The organism is Cupriavidus sp. SS-3 (assembly GCF_035818815.1).
Classification (GTDB): domain Bacteria; phylum Pseudomonadota; class Gammaproteobacteria; order Burkholderiales; family Burkholderiaceae; genus Cupriavidus; species Cupriavidus taiwanensis_C.
Map to the genome: position 1 here is coordinate 124,752 of NZ_JAYLVT010000010.1, position 18,069 is coordinate 142,820.

Genomic DNA, 18,069 nt, shown 5'->3' on the forward strand with positions numbered 1-18,069 from the left:
CCGCGTGCCATGGCAATGCTCGAATCGCTCCGCGGACTGGGCTATTCGACGGCGACAGCCCTTGCAGACATCGTGGATAACAGCATCTCCGCTAACGCGACAGAGGTGCGTATTGACTTCAAATGGGATGGCCCAAGCAGTCGCATCGCGATCCTTGACAATGGCCGAGGCATGAACGATGGGGAACTCGAAGGAGCGATGCGCCTAGGAGACAAAGACCCCTTGGCCGTGCGGGATGCGAGTGACCTGGGACGCTTTGGCATGGGCCTAAAGACCGCCTCGCTCTCCCAGTGCCGTCGGTTGACCGTCGCGAGCGTTAGAGATGGCGTCCAAAGCTGTCTGCGATGGGATTTGGACGCAATAGCCCTTAATCCCGACAACGACTGGCTTCTGTATGAAGGTCCAGCTGAAGGCTCCCATGCATTTCTCTCCAGCTTGGAAAGTCTGAAGGCTGGAACTCTCGTGCTATGGGAGTCACTCGACCGAGTCGTGACTGCTGACCACACCGTCGACAACTTTAACGACCTCATCGACAACGTCGAATCACACTTGGCAATGGTCTTTCATCGACTCATTCAAGGTCCAAGCGCCAAGCTCAAGTTGCTTCTCAACGGTCGCCAGGTTTCACCGTGGGATCCGTTCATGGCAGGACATCCCGCCAAGCCCTGGGCTTCGCCGGTCACCAAGCACCAAACGAAGTATGGGAGCGTTTCGGTCCAGTGTCATGTCTTGCCTCACCGCGACAAACTCACCAATACCGAGTTCGACGACAACGCTGGCCCGTCCGGCTGGACAGCCCAGCAAGGCTTCTATGTGTACAGAAACGAGCGTCTCCTGGTGGCTGGAGGATGGCTGGGTCTAGGCAATTCGCGTGCGTGGAACAGGGAAGAAGCTCATCGTTTGGCACGCATCCGCCTGGACATTCCCAACACTGCCGACGCCGACTGGAAGATTGATGTCCGCAAGTCGACGGCGCGGCCGCCTGTGTCTCTACGGCCTTGGCTCACTAGATTGGCCGAAAACACTCGTGATCGTGCGCGACGAGTGTTTGCCTACCGCGGTTCGCCGGTCCCCGCCGCAGGCAATCAGCCGATCGAGCAGGCTTGGCGAGTCGAGAGGTTAAGAACCGGATTGCGATATCGGATCGACGAATCGCATCCGTCCGTGGCCGCGGTTTTGGACGGAAGCGGCGCACAGAAACGGGTTGTGCTAGCAATGCTTCGCGTGATTGAAGAAACAGTCCCAGTGCAGCGCATCTGGCTGGACACAGTGGAGAACAAGGAAACCCCGAGGACTTCCTTCGAAGGTGAACCCAATGCAGCTGTGATTGAGGTCGCAAGCGTACTCTTCAACGATCTGATCGAGCGTAAGGGCTTGAACGTCGAAGAGGCCAGAAAGAGGATGCTTAGAACCGAACCCTTCCAGAAGTACCCAACGCTGATCTCCAAGCTAGAGAGGAACAAATGACCGTAGCAGAAGAGGCCGTCGCGCAAGCGGAACTGCTCGAAAACGTTATTGCCACCGCGCAAAGATTGCTGAAGGCTGAAAAGGACAAGTCGAAAATAACCCCATCCTTCATTGCCGAGAAGGTTCACCTGGCGGCGATGATGTTCGCGGGTGACTCGCCAAACGCGGTGGATCAAGGCAAGGCTGTTAGCACGCTAATTCAGCGCTTCAGTCATTGGATCGGCAAGGCCACCGCCCTGAAGGACAACACCGGGCATTTCGATTGGCTTACGGCCGCGCGCAAGCGCGATTGGCATTACTGGCGACGGTATAGGGATTTCCTTGAATCTAAGCTTTCCGACACCGTAGTTGAGGGCCTGGACGAGGCTACCGACGACATCCTCGGACTGCTCGAGGATCCGCAACGGGCCGACCCTTGGGACCGTCGCGGCCTTGTTGTAGGTCATGTGCAATCGGGCAAAACCAGCAACTACTCCGGACTCATCTGCAAGGCAGCCGATGCTGGCTACAAGATCATCATCGTGCTCGCGGGCATGCATAACAATCTGCGCTCGCAGACTCAGGTGCGGCTCGAAGAGAGCTTCCTGGGTTACGAGACCACTATCGACCGCGACGCCGGCATACCAATCGGTGTGGCCGAATTCGGTGAGGATTTGAAGACCAACTCGGCGACCACGCGCTCGGAAAACGGCGATTTCAACAAAGCCATCGCCAAACACTTCCGCGGCATTTCCCCAGAAGAGCGACCATGGCTATTCGTCGTCAAGAAGCAGAAGACAGTGCTCACCGCGCTACTGAATTGGATTCAGACTCGTGTGGGTGATACCCCAGTTGCAGCCAGTGACCGCAAGCTAGTGACAAAGCTGCCACTTCTCATGATCGACGACGAGGCGGACAACGCTTCCGTGGATACGGGCGAACAGATGTTCAACGATGACGGAACACCGGACGAAGAACACCAGCCAAAAACTATTAACAGCCTCATTCGGCAAATCTTGCACGCCTTCACCCGAAAGGCCTACGTCGGCTACACGGCCACGCCTTTCGCCAACATCTTCATCCATCACAAAGGTGCGACAAAGAACGAAGGTCCCGACCTCTTCCCTCGCTCGTTCATCATCAACCTCGCCGCGCCGTCGAACTATGTTGGTCCCGCACGCATGTTCGGCAAGATGACCAAAGAGGGACGGATGGGCGCCCTCCCACTCTCCCGGCACATCCTTGACCACTACGACCCGAAAACGGATTTTGGATGGATGCCGCCCAAGCACAAGAAGAACCATGTGCCGACCCACAACGGACAAGAGGTCATTCCGCCCTCACTGCGCGAAGCCATCTGCTCCTTCGTCCTAGCCTGCGCAGCGCGCGAGCTGCGTGGGCAAGGGAACGATCACAGCTCCATGCTGATTCACGTTACTAGATATGTGGATGTGCAAAGCCAAGTTCGAGACCAAGTCGAAGAAGCTGTGCGGAGGATGCGCCAAAAGATTACTCGTAACAACGACGCGGACGGCTTGCTCGATCAATTGCGGAAGCTCTGGGCGGACGATTTCATTTCGATCACTCAAAAAGTTTCCGAGCTCTCTCCCCCCGAAGAGCGCCCGCCCGAAATGCCCAGCTGGGACGATGTGCTTGCCACGCTGCCTGATATTCTCAACGATATCGAAGTTCGCTCCATCAATGGCACCGCGAAGGATGCGCTCGACTACGCAACGCCAGGCGCAGCGCTCAAAGTTATCGCTGTGGGCGGCGATAAGCTGGCCCGTGGCCTGACACTTGAAGGCCTGTGCGTGAGCTACTTTGTCCGAACCACCAAGATGTATGACACGCTCATGCAGATGGGCCGCTGGTTCGGCTATCGTCCCGGCTACCTCGACCTATGCCGTCTCTACACTTCGCCAGACTTGGTGAAGTGGTTTGGCCACATTGCCGACGCATCGGAAGAGCTGCGCGAAGAGTTTGATTTCATGGCGGAGGCTAAGCTTACACCGGAACAATATGGTCTCAAGGTGATGTCGCATGAAGTGCTCACAGTCACTTCGCCCTTGAAGATGCGGAATTCTGAGACACTATCTCTGACCTATAGTGGCACGCGCCCGCAGACCATCCTCTTCCATCGTGATGCCAAAGTTCAGCAGCAAAACCTGGAAGCCACAGATGCCTTGATCGCCTCGCTCGGCAATCGCTGGGATAAAGCACCAAAGTACGCCCGCGATGGTGACGCCGACTCCTGGCCAAACGCGCGCCTCTGGAAGAATGTGGACGTGTCCAAAGTGCTCGCATTCCTTGAAGCCTACACAACGCATCCCAATGCAACGAGTGCCAAGGCTGCCGTGCTTGCCGAATTTATCGCCAAGATGGTGGACACCGGGCAATTGAGGGAGTGGAGCGTCGCGCTGCTTGGTGGCGGCGACGGCATTGGTAATGCACATGCATTTCCAGGTGCATCCGCGGTCGAAGAATTTTTCATTCGCAAGACAGAGGATCCTGTCGAGCCTGAAAAACTGGATCCCAAAAACTTTGCCATCGGTGTGCTCACCGACCCGAAGGACGAAGGTATCGACGTGGATGATGATACTTGGCGTCATGCCCTCGCGCTTACCCGGGCAGCCTGGAAACCTGATCCCGCGCGAGGCCGCAACTCGCCCCCGACAGCGCCCAGCGGTAAAGGTATTCGCGAAGCACGTGGAGAACTAGGCGGCGAGGTGGACCGTGGACTGCTGCTGCTCTATCCACTCACTCCCCATTTTTACAGGGACGGCAAGCCGGAAAGGCTCATCGTTCCCGGGTGGAACAAGCCCATCATGGCCTTCGCTATCGCCTTTCCAGCTAGCAAGAACCCAATCAGCGTGGAATACGAAGTCAACCTACTTTACTGGATGCAGGAATATGGCCCGTCCGAGTGACGAGTTTGTGATGGCGTGGTCGTCGCTGTCCGGCGACGACTCCGCGCCGGGTTGGCATACAATCGCCCTGCCTTCTGCCGGCTCAGTGGGTTTGCGCGCCGGCAGGCGCTCGCCTGACAACGCCGAGGCGATCTTGCTTGGCTTCCCTTCAGTCCAATTGGCAACTTCCGAAAAGCTGCCCGAGGGGCAAGGCTTCGCAGTCGAGCAAACCGAACCCGACAGCACGGACCGGCTCTGGCTTGCTCTGACTCGCAGGGCCGCAGGCAGCACGGAACTCTTCCTGGCCATGGCCTGCGACGTGGTAGGAGCTCTGGACGAATCAGCCGCGAACGGAACCGGCGACGCCAAACTGTTGCAGATCTTCATCAAACGGGTCGGTGCATGGCAGGAGTTCATGCGCAAGGGTTCCTATTTGCTCAGCCCCGAAGCAGAGATCGGTCTGGTTGGAGAGCTCACGGTACTTCGAACAATCATCGATGGAGCTGTACCGTTGGCAGTCGCCGTCGAGTCGTGGGTGGGGCCGCTCGATGCCCGTCAGGACTTCGAACTCGGCACCGGGGCTTTGGAGGTCAAGGCCACGCTATCGGCCGACGGCTTTCCCGCCAGGATTGGCTCGCTCGATCAACTTGATGACTCGATACGCCAGCCGCTATTCCTTGTCGGCGTTCGCTTTCGGCAGAACGAGAGTGGCCTAAGGCTACCTGACTTGATCGCCGCAATACGCAAGTCATGCAGCGACGATGCCGAGGCCGAGCGCCTTTTTAGCGAGCGGCTGCTCGCGGCTGGGTATTTCGACGCGCACGCGGAGCGATATGCCCGGCGATTCGCACTCGCCGAGACGCTGGTGATCGAAGTTCAAGACGACTTTCCTAGGCTGACCTTTGGCAGGGTGCCCGCCGGGATAACTCGTGCCACCTATGAAATTGATCTAGGAAAGGCCGGCGGCGACAACGTTACAACAGTACATGCACTGAAGAAATTGGGGGCGATATGAGTTTGAACCTGTCGGAGTTCCTGCGCGAGACGCAGGAAGCGGTTCGTTCGCAGATGCGAGACGGAGCGCTGTATGAAGAACTGGTATTCGCTGGAATCGTGATGGATCACATGTCCGAGATTGGCATGACCTTCGAACCGGTCGAGTGCCACTTCGAAGGGAAAGTTGGTAATGCGAACCTAAGGCTGAGCGGCTATTCAGTGTCCGACGATAGCGACCAGCTAGATCTGTTCGTCAGCCTCTATTCGGGCGTTGACGCTCCTACACCCATCCCGGATTCAGAAACCAAGACAGCCGTCGAACAGTGCCTGCGTTTCCTGACGCATTGCGCTGAGGGCAAGATGGCGCCGAAGCTTGATCCGTCCAGTGACGTGCGCTCGCTGGCCGAGACGCTTCAGGCTATCTATAACGACCTGGAGCAGATCCGTGTCTACGTCATCACAGATCGAGTAGCCAGGTCCAAGAGCTTTAGGACACGTGATATCGGTGGTAAGGCAGTGCGCTTAGAAGTGATGGACATCGAGCGGCTGTATCGACATTGGTCCGAAGGTAAGCCACGCGACGAACTGGTCGTGGACTTCACCGACGTTTCTGGCGCTCCGCTACCCTGTATTTTTGTGCCCGGCCAGAACGACGACTACGACTACGCAATGACGGCCATTCCGGGCGACGCTTTGCGACTGCTCTATGAAAAGTTCGGCGCACGCCTACTTGAAGCCAACGTCCGGTCCTTCCTCAGCGTCAAAGGGAAAGGAGTTAATTCCGGCATCCAAAACACTCTGCGCACGGCTCCGGAGCGCTTCATGGCCTACAACAACGGTATCGTGATTGTGGCCGACGAAATGCGCCTCGGCAAAGCTGAGGACGGCGCCTCTGGCATCGCTTGGTTGAAGGGCCTACAAATCGTCAATGGCGGCCAGACTACTGCCTCGCTTTATTTCACAAGAAAGAAGTATCCAGAAACGGACCTCAGCCGTGTAAGAGTGCCGGCAAAGATCATCGTGATGAAGGCTCAGGACTCGGCCAAGGAGGAAGCGCTGGTCTCGGACATCTCGCGCTTTGCCAACAGCCAGAACGCCGTCCGGCAATCCGATCTTTCAGCAAACAAGCCCTTCCACGTCGAAATCGAAAAACTATCGCGCTCGGTCTACTGCCCCGACGGTGTCGGTCAGTGGTTCTACGAACGCGCCGCTGGAAGCTATAACACATTGCTGGCTCGTGAAGGAAGCACGCCCGCGAGGCTTAAAGCTCTAAAGGAGGCGATCCCTACCGCTCGGCGCATCACCAAGACTGACCTTGCCAGGTATCTGAATGCCTGGGACCGAAAACCGGATATCGTTAGCCTTGGGTCGCAGAAGAATTTCGATCGCTTCATGGCGGCACTCTCGCCGGTCGACGGTCAAGATGTGCCTCTTCCGACTGTCGCAGATTTCAAATCGATGGTCGCAAAGGCAAAGATCTACCGAGACGCGCAGAAACTCTTGCGTCCCATGTTCCAAGCCTTCCAGGCCAATATCACCGCATACACTATCTCCGTGATCTCCGATAAGCTGGGCAGTCGTCTCGATTTGGAGCATGTTTGGGCGAACCAGGCTGTTTCTCCCGAGCTGCTATCTCAAATCGCAACCTGGGCGAAGGAAGTCAACGACGTACTGCATGCGACAGCGGCGGGGCGTATGATCTCTGAATGGGCCAAGCGAGCTGAATGCAAAGATGTCGTCATGAACTACGGCTACTCCGAGGCAGCGACAAACATTCCGGAACTCAAGACCGTGTTGGCGACCAAGGTGTCTGAGCGGGCCAAAGTAGCCTGAATACTTGGCTACCAGGGAAGTACTTCGTGAGTTGAGCAAAGTGGTGGCTTTGCAATGGCGGACGTCGTTGATTCAGAAACGCGCAGCAGGATGATGGCGGGAATCCGGGGCAAGGGAACAAAGCCGGAAATGCTTGTCCGCCGTGTTATGTTCGCAGCCGGATTGCGTTTCCGCCTTCATCGCAAGGACTTGCCGGGTGCGCCGGATATTGTTTTACCAGGCAGAAAGGTAGCCGTGTTTGTACATGGCTGCTTTTGGCACATGCACTCAGGGTGCAAATTTGCGAAGATGCCCAGCTCTAATACGGACTTCTGGCACACGAAGCTTAGCGGGAATGTCGAGCGCGATCACAGGGTTGTGGAGGCCTTGCGCACGTCCGGCTGGCGAGTACTGACAGTATGGGAGTGCGCGACACGTGACGCACGCATTGCACCCACGCTCGGGCAGCGAGTCCTTAACTGGCTTGACTCCGACGATGACGTCGGAGAGATTCCACCAAGTACCCGTAACACTTCATAGAAAAATCATTGGGCTTGCGCTGACACAACGGTTGGTTGCGCTCCCTCCCGCCTCATCTTGAGCGGCGAGAGCTGCCGTTCAGAGCGCGGAGACGCATCCTACTCCCAAGTACTTGGGGTATACTCGCCGCCAGGCGAACGCCTACCTTCACCTTAGACCTGGGCGCGCGAGATACCATGCCATCCTTTGTAGATTTGTTCTGTGGCGCAGGATTTGGAGCGCGCGGTGCTGTCCAGGGCGGCGGCATCCCTTTGCTTGGCCTGGATGCCTGGGACTTAGCTACACGGACTTATAAGGCCAATTTTCCTGACGCGGCAATCATTACAGAGCGCATCGAGAACGTTGATATTTCTGCGCTCGGCCGCAAATACCGGCCGGATGTTCTGCTGACATCCCCAGAATGCACATCACACTCAATTGCACGCGGCGCCAAACCAGGTTTGGAAAGTAGCCGCGAGACAGCCATTGGTATCGTCCCATGGGTTGAGGCAATGAAACCTCGCTGGGTCATTGTCGAGAACGTCAACCGCATGAAGAAGTGGGATCGGCATGATGAGCTGGTGCAGACCATCGAGAAGTTGGGCTATAGGGTCAGCGACTTAGTTCTGAATTCTGCTGATTTCGGCTCAGCACAAGCGCGACGCCGTATGTTCTTAATTTGTGACAGACTTCAGACGACCGTAACCGGCGAGCAGCTGAAGGGCATGGTTAAGCGCAGTGCCAAGACCGCACATGATGTGATTGACTGGAAGGCCGGATACAGAACAACACCCCTCTATCGGGCCGGACGCGCACAGGCAACCCTTGATAGAGCCCAGCGAGCTATTGCTGCACTGGGGCGCAGGGTGCCGTTCATTATTGTCTACTACGGCTCTGACTATGCTGGTGGATGGCAAACTCTGGATGTCCCTCTACGAACGGTAACTACCGTAGATCGCTTTGCTTTAGTCACTTGGCGTGGTGACGTTCCATATATGAGGATGCTTCAGCCGGCTGAGTTGGTAACAGCAATGAGTGCTCACCAGAAGCACCAGCTGCCATTTGGAAATCGCAGGGACAAAGTGAAGCTCTGTGGTAATGGCGTTTGCTCGGATGTGATGACTGCTATCTTCAAATGGATTGGGAAATCGCAGAAGCAGTCCGTAAAGGATATTCGCGCCGTGAATGCAGCATTGGCTTAGGCTAAGCTTATGAATTCACCCGGTAGAGTTGCAGACTGTCTGGATCTCTACTTGGAGGAATGGCTCAATGACCATCTACAACGACATTTCACGGTCGAATGTGGAGCTCTTAGAGCTAATCAGATCAGCGGACCTTTACGCGTGTTTCCTTTATTGCTTTCCCCGCAGCGAGCTTCCTGATCAGCTCGCACAAAAGTGTCGTTTTATCCTGACATGCATTATTCGTTTCAAGGAAATTGGATCTTCATATGTAGTGAAATTCGATCAGCTATTCACGGTGAGAGTGAGCCCTTCGAGCCATTGATTTACTAGCGAAGGAGTGCTATAGCCTGCGTCTCGTAACAACTGAACAATATCGCGAGCAGTGACGAAAATTACTGGATGACCATCATCCACAACCTCCTTATAGGCTTGTGAGTCCACATAGGAAGTAGTCACTAATACCCCGAACTCTCGATGCTTAATACGACTAATTAAGCGAGACACGTGAGTAACACCTACCGCATTTGTGTTGCTGTAGCATTTCGCCTCAAGTGCAAAAGCAGCCTCAATTGATGCGGCTCCACGACCAAGACGAAGCGTTCCTATTCCGTCACGACCACCGTCTCGCCACGGACGAGTCAAATCGATACGAACAACATTCTGCAAGAGCAGCCTAACGATTGCCGCGGCACAAACCTCAAAGCCGAATGCATTGTGATGATATTGCTTCTTGATTACTTCAATTAATGCACAGTCTTCGTCGCTCGAAGGCAATTGTTGGCGCTTGGTCCTTACGAGGTGCGTTCTTGGCGCCTCCAATGGTTTTACCACACCTGTCGATACCCAAGTTCGCCAAGCGGTTGGCGCGTTATCAGCATGCTCTGTACCGCTGCCTACCGCGTGAATCCAAGTCCGATCGATCACTGCGGCATCTAGAATAGTGAAGACTGCGCGATAGTTCTGGAATCGCTCGTTGCCGGCAGTCTTCCATATTGCCACTAGATCTTCTGTTGAAGGCATGGCCGGATGACCGGGTACAGCTAGACCACGAAACCGAAACGATCTGCCAGGGCTCTCAGTGGTGAAGACCAGGATAGGCGGCACTCTGTCGCGACACCCCATATGCGCCAATTCGAACACATGTCTTAGCAGAAGATTGCCATACCTTGGAGTGTCATGAAGCTGGCGGCCAGGCTCTCTGTTGTCACCATAATAGACAAAGCGCCCTGTCGTTGGATCGAGCTCATCGGGCCAATCAGGCTCGGCCAAGTTGGAGGTTAAAACAAGTAAGGCCGGCTCTTTGTTAGTCCCTCGGTAGCGGAATCCGCCTTGTCGGCTAACCCCCACGAGTGGCACCAGGGGGTCCGCCATCCCGCCCCGCTCCGTTCGATATCCCTTGTATACAGCGTCAACGATCAGATCCGCCGACGAAAGATCTTCCCCACTATATTGTGTCAATGCGCCTACCCCGATTTCTTTTCTTATATTTTGCTATTTTATTATTGAAATCGAAACGATTGTCAATCGGGGCCAAATAAAAAGCCAGCGTCGAACAACGCTGGCCTTATTTGAAGTTACAGCCAAATCCGGCTGTCACAAATCAAACATCAATATTCCGCGCCACTAACGCATTGGATTCAATAAAGTTCCTACGCGGCTCCACCTCATCCCCCATCAGCGTGGTGAAAATCTGATCCGCCGCAATAGCATCCTCAATCTGCACCTTCAGCAGACGCCGCTGCGTAACATCCAGCGTCGTCTCAAACAGCTGCTCAGGGTTCATCTCACCAAGACCCTTATAGCGCTGTCGCGAAACCCCACGCTCAGCCTCAGCCAGCAACCATTGCATAGCCCCGTGGAAGTCGTTGACAGTCTGATCCCGCAGCTTTTCACCTTCACCACGCTGCACCTTGGTACCTTCCGGCGTCAGGCCCTGGAACGTCTTAGCAGCATTGGACAGCGCAGCGTAATCCGCCCCATGAACAAAATCCGCATCCAGATGCGACAACCGCACGTTGCCATGGTGGCGGCGCGCAATCATCAAGCGATGCTTGTCGGTCTTTTCGTCAAACTGTGCGTACACGTCCGCGGTGCCGTCGTCATTCACGGCCGCCCCAATCAACGTCTTGGCATGCATCTCAGCCAGCTTAGCCTTCAGCGCCACCGCTGAAGCCTCCGCCGCCGCCGCACTATCCAGATCCAGCGTCACGCCATCAGCAATAGCCCGCAGCGCGTCGGTATCAACAACGCGAGACAAGCGACCAATCACCCCTTCCGTCAGCTGATACTGACGCGCCAGTTCAGTCAGCGCATCCCCGCTGATTTCCGACCCATCCGGCCGAACCAGCGACGCCTTCTCCATCGCCAGCTTCAACAGATAAGCATTGAGCTCGACATCATCCTTGATATACCGCTCTTCCTTCCCATGCTTGATCTTGTACAGCGGCGGCTGCGCGATATACACATACCCGCGCTCGATAATGTCAGGCATCTGACGATAGAAGAACGTCAGCAGCAGCGTGCGGATGTGCGATCCATCCACGTCCGCGTCAGTCATGATGATGATGCGGTGGTAGCGCAGCTTGTCCAGGTTGTAGTCGTCCTTGCCGATGCCGGTGCCCAGCGCGGTGATCAGCGTCAGCACTTCCTGGCTGGACAGCATCTTGTCGAAGCGGGCGCGCTCTACGTTCAGGATCTTGCCCTTCAGCGGCAGGATGGCCTGGAACTTACGGTCGCGGCCTTGCTTGGCGGAGCCGCCTGCGGAGTCGCCCTCCACCAGGAAGAGTTCGGACTGGGCGGGGTCTTTTTCCTGGCAGTCGGCCAGCTTGCCGGGCAGGCCCATGCCGTCCATCACGCCCTTGCGGCGGGTCATTTCGCGGGCCTTGCGGGCGGCTTCGCGGGCGCGGGCGGCGTCTACGATCTTGCCGCAGATGGTCTTGGCGTCGTTGGGCGTTTCCAGCAGGAAGTCGGTCAGGGCCTTGCTGACCAGTTCTTCCACGGGCAGGCGCACTTCGGACGAGACCAGCTTGTCCTTGGTCTGCGAGCTGAACTTGGGCTCGGGCACCTTTACGGACAGCACGCAGGCCAGGCCTTCGCGCATGTCGTCGCCGGTGGTTTCCACCTTGGCTTTCTTGGCGACTTCGTTTTCTTCGATGTACTTGTTGATGACGCGGGTCATCGCGGCGCGCAGGCCGGTCAGGTGGGTGCCGCCATCCCGCTGCGGGATGTTGTTGGTGAAGCAGAGCACCTGCTCGTTGTAGCCGTCGTTCCACTGCATGGCCACTTCCACGCCGATGCCGTCTTTTTCGGTGTTGGCGTAGAAGATGTTGGGATGCAGCACGCTCTTGGCGCGGTTGATGTACTCGACAAAGCCCTTCACGCCGCCGGAGAAGGCAAAGTCTTCTTCCTTGCCGGTGCGCTGGTCGACCAGCTTGATGTGGACGCCGTTGTTCAGGAACGAGAGCTCGCGGATGCGCTTGGACAGGATCTCGTAGTGGAACTCGACGTTGGTGAAGATTTCTTCATCGGCCAGGAAGTGGACTTCGGTGCCGCGCTTGTCGGTGGCGCCGGTGATCTTCATCGGCGAGACTTCAACGGGCTGGCCGTCGGGGCCGGGCACGGTCTCGATGATGCGGTTCTGCACTTCGCCCTTGGCGAATTCGATCAGGTGGACCTGGCCGTCGCGGCGCACGGTCAGGCGCAGCCACTTGGAGAGCGCGTTCACGCAGGACACGCCCACGCCGTGCAGGCCGCCGGAGACCTTGTAGCTGTTCTGGTTGAACTTGCCGCCGGCGTGCAGCTCGGTCATGGCAATTTCGGCCGCGCTGCGCTTGGGTTCGTGCTTGTCGTCGAACTTGACCAGGGGCGGGATGCCGCGGCCGTTGTCGACGATGGAGATCGAGTTGTCGCTGTGGATGGTGACCTGGATCTCGGTGCAGTAGCCGGCCAGCGCTTCGTCGATGGAGTTGTCCAGCACCTCGAACACGAGGTGGTGCAGGCCGGTGCCATCCGACGTGTCGCCGATATACATGCCCGGGCGCTTGCGTACCGCCTCCAGGCCTTCCAGGATCTGGATCGAGGAGGCTCCGTAGGTGTTTTCCTGTTGCGGTTTCTGCTGTTCGGTCATGTCTTTCCTACTTACGGCGAATGCGGAATCGGGGCCGGGCGGGCATGGCTGGCATGCCGGCGGCGGGGCGCGATGGGTCCGCATGGCGGGTTACTAAAAACGGCAAAAGGGGCGGATCGTCGTAACGATCCTGCCCCCGCGGCGGGATATTCATCCCCTGGACGTACCGGCCGGGGCCGGGTGTCGTAGCGTGCCGTTTGCTGCTCCGGTTGCTGTCTGCGCTGGTTGTGGCACAGGTCCTGTCACCGGATCATCAGATGCGCATCGGCATGACGACGTACTTGAAGTTGTCGTCGTCCGGCACGGTGATCAGCGCGCTCGAATTCGAGTCGCCGAGGCTGACCTGCACCTGCTCGGTCTTCAGGTTGGCAAGCACGTCGAGCAGGTAGGTCACGTTGAAGCCGATATCGAGCGCGTCGCCCGAGTAATCGAGTTCCAGCTCTTCCTGCGCCTCTTCCTGGTCGGCGTTGGTGGAGCTGATCTTGAGCATGTGCGTGTCGAGGATGCAGCGCACGCCCTTGAATTTGTCGGTGGTCAGGATCGCGGTGCGTTGCAGCGCCTGCTGCAGCTGCACGCGGTCGATCGCGAAGGCGTTCTTGTAGCCCTTGGGAATCACGCGCTGGAAGTCCGGGAACTTGCCTTCGACCAGCTTGGAGATCAGTTCGATATTGGCGAACGTGAACTTGACCTGGTTGGCGGCCAGCTGCACCGTGACCGGATCGTCGTTGTCTTCCAGCAGGCGCTGCAGTTCCAGGATGGTCTTGCGCGGGATGATGACTTCCTGGCGCGAGCCGACACCAGCCGCTTCGTTTTCCAGCTCGACGCCGCAGTACGCCAGGCGGTGGCCGTCCGTGGCGACTGCCATGACCTTCTTGCCTTCCACCACCAGCAGCATGCCGTTCAGGTAGTAGCGGATGTCCTGCTGCGCCATGGCGAAGTGGACCATCGCCAGCAGGTGCTTGAAGGTCTTCTGCGGCAGGCTGACGCTGGCGTTGAATTCGCTGGCTTCGGCCACGGTCGGGAATTCTTCGGCGGCCAGCGTCTGCAGGGCAAAGCGGCTCTTGCCGGATTGCACGGTCATGCGCTTGTCGTTGAGCGACAGGGCGACGTCGCCGTCGGGCATGGCGCGCAGGATGTCGAGCAGCTTGCGCGCGGCCACGGTGGTGGCGACGCTGTCATTGCCGACGCCGCATTCCGCATGCGTGGTGATCTGGATTTCGATGTCGGTCGACAGGAAGGATACGTTCGACCCGGACTTGCGAATCAGCAGGTTGGCCAGGATCGGGAGGGTGTGGCGGCGCTCCACGATGCCGCTCACGATTTGCAGCGGACGCAGCAGGTTGTCTCGCGAGGTTTTGACCAATTGCATTGAATTTATCCTTCGTCGTTTGTAATCGGCGACCGCAGAACGCAAACAACTCCAAATTCACTTAGGAATCAAGGAGTTAATGTGCCATTGTACCAAGGATAAGCCGCTGCGGTGAAGCGGGGCGGGACCGGCCGGCGGGCCAGCTGTGCCCAAAAAGCCACGCTGGCGCCAACCGTTCTTGCCATCCCGTCCCGACTCACCGCAAAGCCTTATCAGTGGCCACTTTCCGGACACTTGCCCCGGCGACGCTGACGTTAATTCCCCAGGCGCCACGGGATGTCCGTGGCGCGCACCCTACAGTATGCCAGCCCGGCGGGCTGGCCCTTCAAAACGCCGTCCCGGGAGCCGCCCCGGGTACCAGCCGGCGATCAGCCCTTGAGCGTCTGCTCCAGCACGTGCAGCTCATGGTTGAGCTGCGCATCCTTGCTGCGTTCGTCGGCAATCTTGCGCACGGCGTGCAGCACGGTGGTGTGGTCGCGGCCGCCGAAGAGTTCGCCGATCTCGGGCAGACTCTTCTGCGTCAGCTCCTTGGCCAGGTACATCGCGATCTGGCGCGGCCGTGCAATATTGGCAGGCCGCTTTTTCGAATACATGTCAGCGACCTTGATGTTGTAGAAATCCGCGCAGGTCTTCTGGATGTTCTCCACAGAGATCTGGCGGTTCTGCACGGTCAGCAGGTCCTTCAGCGCTTCGCGCGTCACCTCGATGGTGATGTCCTTGCCGTGGAAGTTGCTGAACGCCAGGATCTTGCGCAGCGCGCCTTCCAGCTCGCGCACGTTTGAGCGCAGGTGCTTGGCGACGAAGAAGGCGACCTCTTCCGGAACGTTGACGTTCTCGGCAGCGGCCTTCTTCATCAGGATCGCCACGCGCATTTCCAGCTCGGGCGGCTCGATCGCCACGGTCAGGCCGGAATCGAAGCGCGAGATCAGGCGGTCGTCGATGCCGGTGATTTCCTTGGGGTAGGTATCGCTGGTGATGATCACCTGCGCCCGGTTGGCAATCAGGGCCTCGAAGGCGTAGAAGAACTCTTCCTGCGTGCGGTTCTTGCCGGAGAAGAACTGGATATCGTCGATCAGCAGCAGGTCCAGCGAGTGGTAGTAGCGCTTGAACTCGTCGAACGCCTTGCGCTGGTAGGCCTTGACCACGTCGGACACGTATTGCTCGGCGTGGATGTAGCGGATACGCGCGCGCGGGTTCTCCATCAGCATGTGGTTGCCGATGGAGTGGATCAGGTGGGTCTTGCCCAGGCCCACGCCGCCATAGAGATACAGCGGGTTGTAGGACTTGCCCGGGTTGTTGGCGACCTGGATGGCGGCGGCGCGCGCCAGCTGGTTGGCCTTGCCGGTGACGAAGTTGTCGAAGGTCAGGATCGGGTTCAGGCGCGAGCGCTCATGGACCGTGTCGCTGGGCTGGTGGCCGGGCATCGGCGTGGCGCCGTTGCCCATCGCGGCATGCGCGTGCTGCGCCTGTTGCGGCGCGCGGTAGGAGCGGGCGCTGGCTTCGGCGGGGTCCATCTGGACCACGTCGATCTCGCCGAGGTCGGCGTGGTGCTGCGGGTGGTGCTGGCCCATGCCCTGGCCGCGCGCGCCGGCCGGAATCGGGGCGGCGGAGGGCATGCCGGCCGGGTTGCCATACTGCGGCTGGCCCATGCCATACGCGGGCGCGCCGGGGTACTCGCCGTAGCCGGGCTGCGCCGGCTGGCCAGGCATGGCAAACGGGGCCTGGCCACCCATCGGCTGGACGGGCTGGGCGCCGGGATAGCCACCCATGCCCGTACCCGGTGCTGCGTGATGTTCCATGCGGTCCATGCCGCCCGCGCCCATGCCGGGCTGGGCCGGCTGCATGTAGGCAGCGGCACGCCCCGACGCGGCGGGATCGAGCACGAACTGGACGCTGACCTGCGCTTCCCAGTATTCGCAGGCCAGGGCGGTGATGCGCCCCGAAAACTGGCTCTTGACCCAGTCGAGCTTGAAACGGTTGGGCGCAGCAATCCGCAGCGCATGCGTTTCTTCATCGAACGCAACGGGCGCCAGCGGCTTGATCCACGTTTTGAACTGTTGCGGCGTCAGTTCGCGCTCGAGTTGCGCGGCTGCCGCCTGCCAGAAATCTTGCATTGTTTGTTGTTAAGTAATCGCACCCGTTGCCGCCTTGCCGGCGGCCCGGGTACGCCACGGGCGGCGTATGCGCCGCGTGATCCGGGCCGCCTCGGCTCTATTGGGAATCCATTCCCACGGTCGAGGCCGCCGCGGCATGCCATGCAGCCGCCAGCGAGCCTTCCGGTTCGCCGCACTGGCGTGCGTAAAGTCATGCGTTGCCGCGGTGGGAGCCCGGGTTGCGCCTGCGCCACGCAGCCCGTGTTGTGTTTGGACCCGGATTGTACCCCCGCCCCTGAGTTATCCACAAAGGATAAGTCTGTGGACAACTTGTGCAAATGCAGTGGATTGATGTGCACAACCCCTGCTGCGACGCGGGTTTCCGGGGTGGGGAAACGGGCAAAGATTCAGGAAAAACAGGGACTTCGCCTGTGGATGACAGACCTAGAGGTGTCCTTCTGGGCACTAGCGGTTACCCACTGGCCGTTGTGGACAATGGCGCACCACGCGCCACCAGGCGGTGTGGTGATTGTGCCGTCGCACACTGACTGTCGCCTTGACAGCGTCGCGGAAAATCGTTTAAATGGCGGGTTCTGCGATGCGGCAGGGGATCACGTATGCGCATCGCCGGGTCTGGCCTGTCCGTGCCGTCCGCGCCCACAGGCTACCTGCCTGCAGCGCGCGCCCTTCGGCCGGCAGCTAAGACAGAACCAGAATCGTCGGACACGCCGCTGCAGTTCCCTCGCAAGCGGCAACCCCATGCGAACCATACGCGGCGGCCACGGCACCCCGGCACCGGCCGGAGTCGGGCGAGCCAAGATCAACCAGAGAGTGCAACATGAAACGTACCTACCAACCTTCCGTTACCCGCCGCAAGCGTACCCACGGTTTCCGCGTGCGCATGAAGACCCGCGGCGGCCGTGCCGTCATCAACGCTCGCCGCGCCAAGGGCCGCAAGCGCCTGGCCATCTGAGGCCCGGGCGACCGGCCTGACGGCGCGCCCGGCGCCGGCTGCAGCGTACCGCAGCCGTGCCGCGCGGCCGTCAATGCCCACCGCCCCGGCTTCAGGTCGGCCGGCAGCTTGCCGCAGGGCGCCGCTTCGCGCCAGCAGTCTTATTTGCCAGCGCTTGCCAGTGTCACCCAGCGTGTCAGCCCATGCCTTCCCCAAAGCCGCGAGGCTTACAAAGACGGATGAGTTTTCATCCGTTTTTGCTTTGCGGCCCCGGCGGCGCAGCACCCACTTCGTGCTCTATGTACGCCCCAATGACCGGCCGGAAGGCCGCCTGGGCGTGGTGGTGGGCAAGAAGTTCGCGCCGCGCGCCGCCGAGCGCAACCTGGTGAAGCGCATGGCGCGCGAGCTGTTCCGCCAGCGCCGTGAACAACTGGCGGGCCGCGACGTGCTGCTGCGCCTGCAAGCGAAGTTCCCGCGCGTGGAATTTGCCACGCGCGCGGCGGTCCGAAGGGCATGCGCGGCGGAAATCGCCAGCCTGCTCGACGTAGCGGCAAAGCCACTGCCGCCGCCCGCGCCGCCTGCCTCGCCCCCGGCACCGCCCACCGCGGCGCCGCCGGCGAGCCCCTCGCCAAGCCAGCCACCAGGCCAGCCAGCCTGACCGCCCCG

Annotated in this window: 12 protein-coding genes; 8 read left to right on the forward strand and 4 right to left on the reverse strand. The window is 59.0% G+C overall.

The features are described 5' to 3' along the window. Positions 1-9: 9 nt before the first annotated feature. From U9J39_RS17100 to U9J39_RS17125, 6 genes are all read left to right on the forward strand, one after another. Positions 10-1,467, forward strand: coding sequence for an ATP-binding protein (locus U9J39_RS17100; RefSeq protein WP_326347585.1), 1,458 nt, complete (start codon positions 10-12; stop codon positions 1,465-1,467). Next, positions 1,464-4,373 (forward strand): Z1 domain-containing protein, encoded by a 2,910-nt coding sequence (locus U9J39_RS17105; protein ID WP_326347586.1) that lies wholly within the window; start codon positions 1,464-1,466, stop codon positions 4,371-4,373. Before U9J39_RS17100 ends, U9J39_RS17105 begins: the two co-directional genes overlap by 4 nt. Further along, on the forward strand, positions 4,357-5,367 hold the full coding sequence (locus U9J39_RS17110; protein WP_326347587.1) for a PD-(D/E)XK motif protein: 1,011 nt from the start codon (positions 4,357-4,359) through the stop codon (positions 5,365-5,367). Before U9J39_RS17105 ends, U9J39_RS17110 begins: the two co-directional genes overlap by 17 nt. After that, entirely contained in the window at positions 5,364-7,181 is a 1,818-nt protein-coding gene (locus U9J39_RS17115) for an AIPR family protein (protein WP_326347588.1), read from the forward strand. The genes U9J39_RS17110 and U9J39_RS17115 overlap by 4 nt, the downstream gene beginning before the upstream one ends. Positions 7,182-7,235: 54 nt before the next feature. Next, positions 7,236-7,700, forward strand: coding sequence for a very short patch repair endonuclease (locus tag U9J39_RS17120; RefSeq protein ID WP_326347589.1), 465 nt, complete (start codon positions 7,236-7,238; stop codon positions 7,698-7,700). Between the two features lie 176 nt (positions 7,701-7,876). Further along, positions 7,877-8,881, forward strand: a complete 1,005-nt coding sequence (locus U9J39_RS17125) for a DNA cytosine methyltransferase (protein WP_326347590.1) — start codon at positions 7,877-7,879, stop codon at positions 8,879-8,881. Positions 8,882-9,145: 264 nt separating this feature from the next. Here the strand turns inward: U9J39_RS17125 and U9J39_RS17130 are convergent, their stop codons facing one another. The 4 genes from U9J39_RS17130 to dnaA all read right to left on the reverse strand — a co-directional run bounded on the left by U9J39_RS17130 (position 9,146) and on the right by dnaA (position 16,472). Beyond that, positions 9,146-10,234, reverse strand: a complete 1,089-nt coding sequence (locus U9J39_RS17130) for a restriction endonuclease (protein ID WP_326347591.1) — start codon at positions 10,232-10,234, stop codon at positions 9,146-9,148. 229 nt (positions 10,235-10,463) lie between these two features. Beyond that, a complete protein-coding gene (gene gyrB, locus U9J39_RS17135; RefSeq protein ID WP_326347593.1) occupies positions 10,464-12,989 on the reverse strand; it encodes a DNA topoisomerase (ATP-hydrolyzing) subunit B in 2,526 nt (841 codons plus the stop codon). Between the two features lie 253 nt (positions 12,990-13,242). After that, positions 13,243-14,358 carry a DNA polymerase III subunit beta gene (gene dnaN, locus U9J39_RS17140; protein ID WP_012351345.1) on the reverse strand — a complete coding sequence of 372 codons (1,116 nt, stop codon included), beginning with the start codon at positions 14,356-14,358 and terminating at the stop codon, positions 13,243-13,245. A 368-nt stretch (positions 14,359-14,726) separates the two neighbouring features. Further along, positions 14,727-16,472: a chromosomal replication initiator protein DnaA gene (gene dnaA, locus U9J39_RS17145; protein WP_326347594.1), complete on the reverse strand. Its 1,746-nt coding sequence runs from the start codon at positions 16,470-16,472 to the stop codon at positions 14,727-14,729. An 817-nt stretch (positions 16,473-17,289) separates the two neighbouring features. Here dnaA and rpmH point away from each other — a divergent pair. Further along, positions 17,290-17,424 (forward strand): 50S ribosomal protein L34, encoded by a 135-nt coding sequence (gene rpmH, locus U9J39_RS17150; RefSeq protein WP_008650850.1) that lies wholly within the window; start codon positions 17,290-17,292, stop codon positions 17,422-17,424. 172 nt (positions 17,425-17,596) lie between these two features. Then, positions 17,597-18,061 (forward strand): ribonuclease P protein component, encoded by a 465-nt coding sequence (gene rnpA / locus U9J39_RS17155; protein WP_115679023.1) that lies wholly within the window; start codon positions 17,597-17,599, stop codon positions 18,059-18,061. Positions 18,062-18,069: the final 8 nt, after the last annotated feature.

What these genes read in the sequence shown, in the direction of transcription:
- U9J39_RS17100 (WP_326347585.1), top strand. Translation starts at nt 10, where the DNA reads ATGGCAATGCTCGAATCGCTCCGCGGACTGGGCTATTCGACGGCGACA.
- U9J39_RS17105 (WP_326347586.1), top strand. Translation starts at nt 1,464, where the DNA reads ATGACCGTAGCAGAAGAGGCCGTCGCGCAAGCGGAACTGCTCGAAAAC.
- U9J39_RS17110 (WP_326347587.1), top strand. Translation starts at nt 4,357, where the DNA reads ATGGCCCGTCCGAGTGACGAGTTTGTGATGGCGTGGTCGTCGCTGTCC.
- U9J39_RS17115 (WP_326347588.1), top strand. Translation starts at nt 5,364, where the DNA reads ATGAGTTTGAACCTGTCGGAGTTCCTGCGCGAGACGCAGGAAGCGGTT.
- U9J39_RS17120 (WP_326347589.1), top strand. Translation starts at nt 7,236, where the DNA reads ATGGCGGACGTCGTTGATTCAGAAACGCGCAGCAGGATGATGGCGGGA.
- U9J39_RS17125 (WP_326347590.1), top strand. Translation starts at nt 7,877, where the DNA reads ATGCCATCCTTTGTAGATTTGTTCTGTGGCGCAGGATTTGGAGCGCGC.
- U9J39_RS17130 (WP_326347591.1), bottom strand. Translation starts at nt 10,234, where the DNA reads ATGGCGGACCCCCTGGTGCCACTCGTGGGGGTTAGCCGACAAGGCGGA.
- gyrB (WP_326347593.1), bottom strand. Translation starts at nt 12,989, where the DNA reads ATGACCGAACAGCAGAAACCGCAACAGGAAAACACCTACGGAGCCTCC.
- dnaN (WP_012351345.1), bottom strand. Translation starts at nt 14,358, where the DNA reads ATGCAATTGGTCAAAACCTCGCGAGACAACCTGCTGCGTCCGCTGCAA.
- dnaA (WP_326347594.1), bottom strand. Translation starts at nt 16,472, where the DNA reads ATGCAAGATTTCTGGCAGGCGGCAGCCGCGCAACTCGAGCGCGAACTG.
- rpmH (WP_008650850.1), top strand. Translation starts at nt 17,290, where the DNA reads ATGAAACGTACCTACCAACCTTCCGTTACCCGCCGCAAGCGTACCCAC.